Raw genomic sequence first — 8,865 nt, 5'->3', positions numbered from 1 at the left:
TCGAGACGTGGATCGAGTACAAGCGCGAGAAGGAGATCAAGCCCCTCGCCGCCCGCCCCCACCCCTTCGAGTACGAGCTCTACTACGGCGTCTGATCCCGGCGGGCTTTCGTAAGCCGCGCTCCCGATCTCCGAGCCCTGCAGTTGCTGGGCCCCAGGCGGCAGTCGCCGCCTGGGGCCCAGTGTATGTCCGGGGGTCTACGGACCGCGACGGGAGGTAAACGGACGGGTTTCCGGACGGCACCGTGCACACGCGTCGCGAGGCACGGCTGCCGGGCCCACTCCGTCGCATGGTTGGCTGGCCGTGTCGCAAACGTGCCGGGAGCTTCACTCAGCGCGCACTCCGGGCGTCTTGCCACGAACGTCTGGCGCCGAACCTCTCCGCCGAAACCGCTCCGTCCCGCGGTGACTCACGGTCAAGTGCGGGGACCCGACGATGTGTCACCCGATCCGATCGTCGCCAGGGGCGAGTGTCGTGTTGGCCGATCAGGCCAGACGCCGTGAAGGTGCCATGTCAGGAACCGTGAGAGATGGCAGAGACGACCGAGCGAGACCGGACAAGAACTCGAACTAAAATCAACTGAACCATGTCGGACCGCTCGACGCCCACGCCGCTACCCTCGAGATCCGCTTGGTAGAGCCGAACTCGGTACCCCGAGCCTACGGGTTGAACCGTGTCGTTGCGGGCTGTTTCTGGCACCCGCAGAGGTTTCTGTCACTCAAAGAGTCACCCGTCCAGCGCCGATGGACGGAGCGTGCGCTCGCCCGAAGGTCCCGTTCGCACCGAGGCTCGGCCAACCGCACCGAGAGCCACGAGGCATCTGTCGCCCTCCGACACCACCACGACGGCGGTCACCGCCGCGCAGGTCACTACGCGATCGTGTGCCGCGGTAGGGAAGCGAAGAGCGCCTTCGTCTGGTTCCGCCGGCCGAACACGTAAGTGAGCACCGCCCCGAGAGCGACCCCGACGAGGGCGCCGAGCACGCTGACTAGCGCTGCGACCACAGCGCAGGGGTAGGCCACCGCGTCCGGCTGTGACGGTCACCTGGTCCGCAGGTTGGGCGGGGGAAATCGCCTGGACGACCCGAGTCTGCTCGGGCATGCACGATGGAGCAACCGTCAGGACACCCCTCCGTGCACAGCCACGACTGGTTCGGTGCGGCACCTGCATCTGCTGCGAAGGCTGAGAGAGCGGAACCGGCGCTGCCGTCGTCCGTCAGCAGCCAGACCAGGACGTCACGCCACCCGAGTCGTAGCGTTACGTCCCTCGGCGCGGCCTCAGGGACGAACTCGAGAACGTCCCGCCAGCCCGCTCGGGCCCTCCAGAGAAGTCACCTTCCCTGGAGTCTCCTCCGTCGAGGGCCGAGGCGGAGGGAGGTGGTTCCGCGTCCGAAGGTCCGGTCAGAACTTCCAGATGAGGTGGATCAGCACGTCGCTGAGAATGATCACCACCTCAATGCCGAGGAGGATAGTGCTGGCGTTGAACAGGCGCAGCATCTGCGCGATGTGCGCCGCGTTCTTTGCACGGCCTTGCTCAAGGATTGCAACAGCCCCTTGCCGAGCCGCAATTGGCTCACGATGCATGAAGACGTCGGTGCCGGGGCTGAATACCCATGGACGCGGTCGTTGAATCAGGGCCGCCAGGATTCCAATCGTGAAGGCGACGAGGAGCAGCAGTGTCGTCGCGACCCAGTCGAGTTGCACCCCGTTGCCGGCCGCACCGATGTGGATCGCTCCGAGCGTCGTGCCGAGGGCGACGACGAGCGCCGCCGTGGAAAGCAGCCCCGCAGCTCGGCCGCGGATATTCCCAACAGTTCCGTCCATAGCGGCCGCGTCGGATCGCATCATCGCCAGCACTTCTGGAAGCAACTCAGGTGCAATGGCCTGCGAGAGCTTCACCGCGGTCGGGTTCTCCGCGAATTCGTCGTACTTCATGCGCCTGCTCCTCCATGCGGATGCCGTGACGGTCGCACCGTACTGCCCTGGGTCCAGCAGCGGAAGGTTCCGTTCAACTACTCCGCCGCCCTCCAGAGGGCGGAGGCGCTTTGGTGTACCAGGTCGCGCGTCGCACTGCCTGCGGAACGGGCCGGAACCATCCTCATGTGACTTCCCGGCAACGTACGTGGCGGCGCCGCAGGACTCCTCGACGGCGGACAGCTGTGAGCCGGCGCTAATTGAGCAGCTTGTACGCGGGAGACGACGGGCGCGTCCTGGATCGCTTGCGACCAGTGCGCGGACGGGTTGTCCGAGCCCTGGCTCATGCTGCGTGTGCGCTACTCAGGTTCATCCGCCGCGGGCGCATGACTGAAGTCGGGCTCACCAAAATCGTGCCCTTTAAAGCCCCGAGCATGATTCACCCACGTCTCCACTCGGGTCTTGGACTCGGCCGCGGTCATGAACAGCACTTGCCGGCGGAATGGTTCAGCGAATGGAGAGTCGTGCTGATCGAGGAGTTCGCCGAGTTCGTGACCGAGCAGGAATGCAGTTTCCTCTAGGGCCCGGGCGCGCGCCGTGTGCGCCTCGGCCCCAAGGTGCGGGCTGCGTTGCATTGCCTCGAGCAGGCGCCTGCTGCCGGTATGACGGGAGCGAGCGCGGAAGTGGGTGAACTCGCCGAGGGCTCGCACGAACTCACTCAAACCGCCCCAGCCGGCCAGCTGCACCCATCGATGCGGCGCGCGGCTACGCGGGTGCGCCTCGAGATCTGCCGCCTTGACAGGCTTCAGCCGGTACGCCCGAGCCCTCGCCGTTGCCTCCAACGCTGCGCGCATGCACGTCATCGATTCGTCGACGTCTTGCAGCCACAACACCCAAGCCGACTCGAGTGAGGCCGCGGCTGCTCGGAGCGCCTGCGCCTGCGGCATCGAGGAGATCAGCTCAGCGGCCAGGTCGGCCATCTCCCCGATGGCGCGGTACTGAGCGATAGTGCCCCGCAACACCTCAGGTTGGAACGCGTCTCCTAAAATGCGGCGCTCGTGTGCGAAAGCGAGGCTGGCGTTATCCCTTCCTCGAATCCATCGCTCCTCCAGCGCCATCCAACTGTCCGTCGGAATCAGATCGACCGGGTCCTCCGCCCGCCGTGCGGTGATGCGACGATAAATTGCTCCCCAACTCGAATACAACTCGGCGCGCTCGGATGTCACGTAGCTGTAGTCGAAGGGTTCGAAAAACACGAACAGGAAGTCTGGCGTCGGCAACGTCATCGGAAACGCACTGACCGGCGCCTGCAACCAGGAGAGGTCCTGCGCGTCGATGTCACCTCGAGCCTGCGCTGTTGTGTGAATGGCCCCACGGACCTGTCGAAGCACGAACTCGGACGCCCGTACAAGAAAACTGTGCACCCGCATCTGGTCGGCAGGCTGCACGCCAAGGCTCAAGGACAGGGCCCGAGAGCCAAGCTGCATGTCTCGCCCATGCAGCAGTTCCGACATCGCTGCCCAGTCCTCCCCCGCGTCGCGATCGGTGAAGCGCCGCTCGTGGTACCGCCACAGCCGTGTGTAGAAATCATCGTCCGGCTCGTCAGCGGTCGGCCAGATACCGGTGGAGGAGGCGAGGTTGAAGCTCCACCGCTCAAGGAAACGACGGGCGAGCGCCACAGCTGCGGCTGTGTAGCCGAATCGCAGACACCAGCAGATTTGGGCGTACACGTCGAGGCCCTCGCGGAGGTTCATCAACCACGCTTCCTCTTTCGAGTTCGGCATAGCCGTCATGTCCCACGGCGCACCCAGTCGCTCCAAGACCTGGTCCGCAGCAGCGATCGCGAACCCGACTTTCCATCCGAAGACCGGCAGGAGGTCATCGAACTCCACGTGCTGAGCGCTCCGTGCACGTGCGCGTGCGTCGAGGATGGCCGCGAGCATGCCTGGGTGCGCGGTGAGCACCGCGCCCAGATCGTTCAGCGTCCCATCGAATCCTGCGGCGTCGCGGCGAAGAATCGCAGCACTACTGGGCGCGACCTGTGCTGCAAGCGCATCGGCAGCAGCACCCTCAGCGCGCGCACTGGTCTCGTCCACTTCAAGCTCCTCCAATCAATCCCGACTGTCCTACAGCGGGAGCGGGCACGGACTACCGAGGCCTCCATCAACCGGCTGTTCTGGCACCGATTCCTGATGATGCGACGGCCTAATCGGGTGCGCCACACCTTGTGAAGTCGGTATCGACAGCCGCGGCGGTGTGCCGAGCCCGCGCCCATTCCTACATCGCCGCCCGTGGCCAGGTGCAGGAGGCTCACTTCTTCGGTTGCACCGCGTCGATCTCCTTCTTGCTGAGCTCGCTGCTGGACTTTGAGGACGCTGTGAGCGCGGATGGCGACGCATCCGGCGAGACCCGGCAGGCGGCGTTCCGCAGGCGGGCTCCGAGCCCATCGAGGGCAGGATGCCTCGAGATCGACTTCCCAGTCTTCAGCGAGACCTCGTAATACTGCGCCGCGGTCCCGGGTACGAGTGCAGCGAGACAGGGCACTACAGCGAGCACGATCGACGACGCTCGTGAGCGAGGTGGGGCGACCTGATCCAGGTTGATGCGAGCGGTGACGGTCGAGCCGTCCGCAGTTTTCGGCGTGTTGCCGATTTGCTCGACCCGAGCGGTTCCGGTCGCGCCCGGAACGATGTACGCATATCCGACGAGGGAGGTCGTGACCGGGTGGGTCTGCACCCGCGTGAACCGTGCTCGCGAAAGCTGAGGGTCCCGCTCGATGACGCTCTTGCCGTCGAGCCCAACCGTCTGCCCGCCGAACTTGGCGCACCCAGTGTTGGGGAGTCCTGCGTCCGCACTCGTTTCGACGATCTTCGCCGCGGCGACGTATCCCGGCAGGAGATGCAGTCGAAGCCAGCGGACGTCGGGCAATCCGACGGTGGCGTCGATGACGGGCTCGCCGAGGCAGTAGCTGTCGAAGCCCAGTACACAGCCGCTGTCGTACCGAGCGAACTGGGGGTAGGTCGTTGCTGGGCCGGTCCGTGCGTTCTGTCCAACGGAGCTGGTGACTGCGGTCAACTCGCTGCCGTAGACGGAGGCGCCCGAGCAGTTCCCGCGCACAACGGCTTGGAGTTGACCAGGCGCGACGACTTGGGACACAGCGAGCACCGTTGCCGGGATGGCGATCAGGACGGTGATCACCTGGACGATCTGGCCGCGGGAGCTCGTTTGCGTCGAGTAGTAGGCAACGACGTTGACGGCGAGCGCGATCGCGACGGCAAGCGCTACGACCACGGCGCCGACGACTGCGAGTGGAAGGTATATCGCGCCTTGAAAGATCAGGTAGAGCTCCGCAGCCCAGGCCAGTGCTGCACCAGCGACGACGATGAACCACGCTCGAGGCTTTGCGAGCACGCGCCCGAGGAGGACGGGAGCGGACACCGCGAACGCTCCGACGATTGTGAGAGCAGTGGCGACAAGGAAGTTCCAGTAGTAGGTCCCGTCGACGATCAGAGCCATGTCGAACGGTACCGCGCCACCCATCCTGTGTTCTAATATTGTTGACGAACGTCAGATATATTGGAACGAGGCCCGGTGCGGTTAGAAGCTCCTTTTGAAGCCGTCACACCTACGGTGGACGGCGACGTCCTGGCAGTGCTGGGTCGAACGAGCGCTCCGCTGACAACTGGTGAACTCGCTGAGCGAATTCCCTCGAGGTCCTCCCAGGGAGTACGGGTCGCGGTTCAGCGGCTCGCGCGGCAGGGCGTGGTGAAGGCTGACCGCGTGGGGCGGTCCTACGTGTGGTCCCTCAACCGCGACCATCTCGCAGCGGAAGCTCTGATCGCTCTGGCGAACATGCGGCAGACACTGCTGGATCACCTGACCGAAGAGGCCCATACGGTGCCCGGGCTGATGTTCGCGGCGCTCTTCGGCTCAGCCGCGCGAGGCAACATGCGCCTCGACAGCGACATCGACCTCTTCCTGGTGAGCGCCGACGACGCGGCGCAGTCCGAGTTCGCGAGCGCGGTGAGCGCGTTGGAGTGGAAGGTGTCGCGCTGGACCGGCAACGACGCTCGCGCTCTGACGATGAGGGAAAGCGAGATCGACGGCGGAGCTCCCGTGCTCCAGCAGATCGCAAATGAGGGAATTACCCTCACGAGCGACCCCCTGTGGCTACATCGTCGGATGATGAGACGGACTCGTGAGCAAGCTCGATCGATATAAGACCGCGGACGGCGACGAGGTAGTCCGGAAGGGCCGGCTCGATAAAGCGCGCGACTTTCAGCTGGCCGCGAGCTGGCTCCGCGAGCTGGACACCTCGGACGGCACCTTCTCCCGGTCGTCACCCGTCGCGAATGCGTACGTCGTGCTGCTCATCCTGTCCGGCATCGCGTCCGCGGACGCGCTCTGCATCGCAAGCCTGCGGAAGTACTCGCAGGGCGACGACCATCGCCAAGCTGTCGAAGTGCTGACTCTCGCCGCCGGCCGGCCGGTCGCGAAGCACCTAGACACGCTGCTTGGTCTCAAGACGCGCAGCGAGTACTCGGCGACTCTTCCGACAGACCGCGACCTGTACAGCGCGACCGAGGCTGCCGAGGCGCTGTACGCCGCAGCAGTCCGCACCGCACTTCTGTAGTGAGCTCAGTCGGGGCGCTATCGCGCTCGTTCGCGGGCACGTGCGTCCAAGGCGGAGACTCGGGCCATCAGCGGCGCGTAGCGCGTCCTAGGGCGTGTCCTGTAGGGGTTCGCGGAGCCAGAGGATGGCGGATGCGATGGCGAGTTCGCTGCGCCAGTAGGCGGCTCGTTTGGCGTAGCGGGTGGCGAGGTCGCGGAACTGGTTGAGTCTGTTGAAGCAGCGGTGGGACGGCGTTGCGGTTCGCGTACTGGCCGGTGTCGAACTTCGGTGGGCGGCCACCGCGGGCCCCTTTCGCGAGGCGGCGGGCGCGGTAGTCGGCCTTCTCCGGGCTGGTGAAGCTGATGCCCCGGCGCCGTAACGCCCGCCGCGTTGGCGGGTGTGCGTAAGCCTTATCGGCCAGCACCCGGTCGGGACGTTTCCGTGGCCGTCCGCGACCGGGCCGGTTGACGCGGATCGCGTCGAGCAGCGGCAGCAGTTGCGGGTTGTCGCCGTCCTGCCCGGGCGTGAGGGTGAAGCTCATCGGCAGGGGGTGTCAGATGTCTTGTGTAAGCGGTGAGGGTGCCGACTGAAGGGACCAAATACTGATGACCATGACAGTGAGCGAGGAGACCGCGGAGCGCCGCCGGCGGGCGCACCTTCTAGCAGGCTCGCCCCTCGACCAAACCGCGCGACGGCACACCGGCCAACCATTTGACCGGACCTGGAGCGTCCGCGGCCCGCGTATTCCGAGAACAACAGGCTCCAGCTTTCTTCGCCGCGCCCACCGCAGCAACCACGAACCGCCAGCAACGCATGAACGCCCCGCAACGAATTCGTCGCGGAGCGCTCATTCCGGCTGTCATCAGTGTGCGGCGGCGTATGCCTCCTGGACGTTTGCCGGGATACGTCCCCGGCTCGAGACGGCGAAGCCGTTGCTGCTAGCCCAGTCCCGAACGTCCTTGAGGTCAGACTTCGGCGCTGCCGAGGAACCACGGACTGCTGAGCGAACCTTGGAGGACGCAGCATCCGCCTTGCGGGCAGATGACACGTACAGGCTCAGTGCACTGCGGAACTCGTACGCGTGCTCGGAGGTGAGGTCGATCGTGTAGCCGACGCCGTCGAGGGCGAAAGTCACGCTCTCTCCCGAGCCATCCTCTATCAGTTCGTTGGTGAGGTCATCGACAAGCTGAACAATGTACTTCTGGGCCACAGGTGTCCTTCGGCTCGATAGGTTAACAAAGACAGTGGCATTAGTGTGACAAGTTCTCGCGTCAATTGCAAATGAGCCCGGCGATGCAGTCGCTTGTTCTTAACACTTTCACAGTTACCGGCGATCCAGCGAGCATAATCGGCATCCTGCTCGAATTAGCAGTTCGCGCATCCGATCTTGGCGGGATCCAATCTGCGGTGGCAAAAGCACTTGAACGCACCGGTCTCACTTGGGATGGATTCGTCGAGGACATACAGCCTGGCTTCCTGATGAGCTTCATGGACGACCTACCTACCCGTTACGTGACGAACGTGATGCCCCGTCACGTGACGAACGTGATGCGATCTGCGAAACCTCGGCAGGCCGAGCAGAGGTTGGAGCCGAATGACTTCAACGACATCCTCGCCCTCCCTGTCGCAGCGGTACTGCGATGTTGTCGTCACGGAGAAGCAGTGGGTTCATAACTTCCGGCAGCGCAAGGTCGACGCGAGGTACGAAACGATTCTGCTCAGCGACTGCGCCGACCTCGTCGGCATCATGACTCCAGCCTCAGAGAGTTCAAGCTGAAACAATTCACCGTTCGAACGGCCTGGCTTTGAGGGCCGAACCCGTCTGATCGTGACCGCTCGGTAGCTTCACGTCGTCGAAGGAGACTGGCCCTCGGCGACTGAGCGCGGAGACCTCGCGCGATGTCCGGTAACCGAGTGTGTCCCGGGCCTTGGCCGCGGGCGAGAAGGATCACTTCTATCATCGGGTTTCACCGACAGGCTAGCGACCGAGGCACGGCTCTCGGGGCGTATGGCGGGCCTTATTGCCGCGATGAGAATCTAAGTCAGCTTGGCGACCGCGCCCCTGTCGCGTTGGGGGCGGCGGCAGCAAGCTGTTGGAACCGAAGTTGCCAGACCTTTAAAGCAGTTGCATCACTTTGGGTCGGGCGCCGCGGAAGCGGAAGCAGCGCGCGACGACAGGGCGAGCCGCGGAATCCGCCATTGCGCCCGCCAGGAGGGACGATGCTGTCGACGACGGCGACCACGGCGTTGGACATCAACCACGGCCCGCTAGACCTGACTCGCGCCTTTTTAGTGCCCTGCTGATGGCCGATCTCGGCGACTGAGGGCGTCGAGGATCTC

Annotated in this window: 7 protein-coding genes; 2 read left to right on the top strand and 5 right to left on the bottom strand. The window is 64.8% G+C overall.

The window, feature by feature from the left end; all coding sequences use genetic code 11:
* Positions 1-1,400 precede the first annotated feature (1,400 nt).
* From ACFE67_RS12565 to ACFE67_RS12555, 3 genes are all read right to left on the bottom strand, one after another.
* Positions 1,401-1,934 carry a hypothetical protein gene (locus tag ACFE67_RS12565; protein ID WP_375407219.1) on the bottom strand — a complete coding sequence of 178 codons (534 nt, stop codon included), beginning with the start codon at positions 1,932-1,934 and terminating at the stop codon, positions 1,401-1,403.
* 338 nt (positions 1,935-2,272) lie between these two features.
* Positions 2,273-4,009 (bottom strand): hypothetical protein, encoded by a 1,737-nt coding sequence (locus tag ACFE67_RS12560; RefSeq protein ID WP_375407218.1) that lies wholly within the window; start codon positions 4,007-4,009, stop codon positions 2,273-2,275.
* 214 nt (positions 4,010-4,223) lie between these two features.
* On the bottom strand, positions 4,224-5,429 hold the full coding sequence (locus tag ACFE67_RS12555; RefSeq protein ID WP_375407217.1) for a hypothetical protein: 1,206 nt from the start codon (positions 5,427-5,429) through the stop codon (positions 4,224-4,226).
* 264 nt (positions 5,430-5,693) lie between these two features.
* Here ACFE67_RS12555 and ACFE67_RS12550 point away from each other — a divergent pair, with 264 nt between their 5' ends.
* Positions 5,694-6,134 carry a nucleotidyltransferase domain-containing protein gene (locus tag ACFE67_RS12550; protein ID WP_375407216.1) on the top strand — a complete coding sequence of 147 codons (441 nt, stop codon included), beginning with the start codon at positions 5,694-5,696 and terminating at the stop codon, positions 6,132-6,134.
* Entirely contained in the window at positions 6,112-6,546 is a 435-nt protein-coding gene (locus ACFE67_RS12545) for a hypothetical protein (RefSeq protein WP_375407215.1), read from the top strand. The genes ACFE67_RS12550 and ACFE67_RS12545 overlap by 23 nt, the downstream gene beginning before the upstream one ends.
* A 67-nt stretch (positions 6,547-6,613) precedes the next feature.
* Here the strand turns inward: ACFE67_RS12545 and ACFE67_RS12540 are convergent, their stop codons facing one another.
* On the bottom strand, positions 6,614-7,066 hold the full coding sequence (locus ACFE67_RS12540; protein WP_375407214.1) for a transposase: 453 nt from the start codon (positions 7,064-7,066) through the stop codon (positions 6,614-6,616).
* A 321-nt stretch (positions 7,067-7,387) separates the two neighbouring features.
* Entirely contained in the window at positions 7,388-7,735 is a 348-nt protein-coding gene (locus ACFE67_RS12535) for an Lsr2 family protein (RefSeq protein ID WP_375407213.1), read from the bottom strand.
* Between the last annotated feature and the right edge of the window lie 1,130 nt (positions 7,736-8,865).

Source organism: uncultured Amnibacterium sp. (genome assembly GCF_964244015.1).
Taxonomy (GTDB): domain Bacteria; phylum Actinomycetota; class Actinomycetes; order Actinomycetales; family Microbacteriaceae; genus Amnibacterium.
This window is presented reverse-complemented; position numbering and strand designations above follow the sequence as displayed.

What these genes read in the sequence shown, in the direction of transcription:
- ACFE67_RS12565 (WP_375407219.1), bottom strand. Translation starts at nt 1,934, where the DNA reads ATGAAGTACGACGAATTCGCGGAGAACCCGACCGCGGTGAAGCTCTCG.
- ACFE67_RS12555 (WP_375407217.1), bottom strand. Translation starts at nt 5,429, where the DNA reads ATGGCTCTGATCGTCGACGGGACCTACTACTGGAACTTCCTTGTCGCC.
- ACFE67_RS12540 (WP_375407214.1), bottom strand. Translation starts at nt 7,066, where the DNA reads ATGAGCTTCACCCTCACGCCCGGGCAGGACGGCGACAACCCGCAACTG.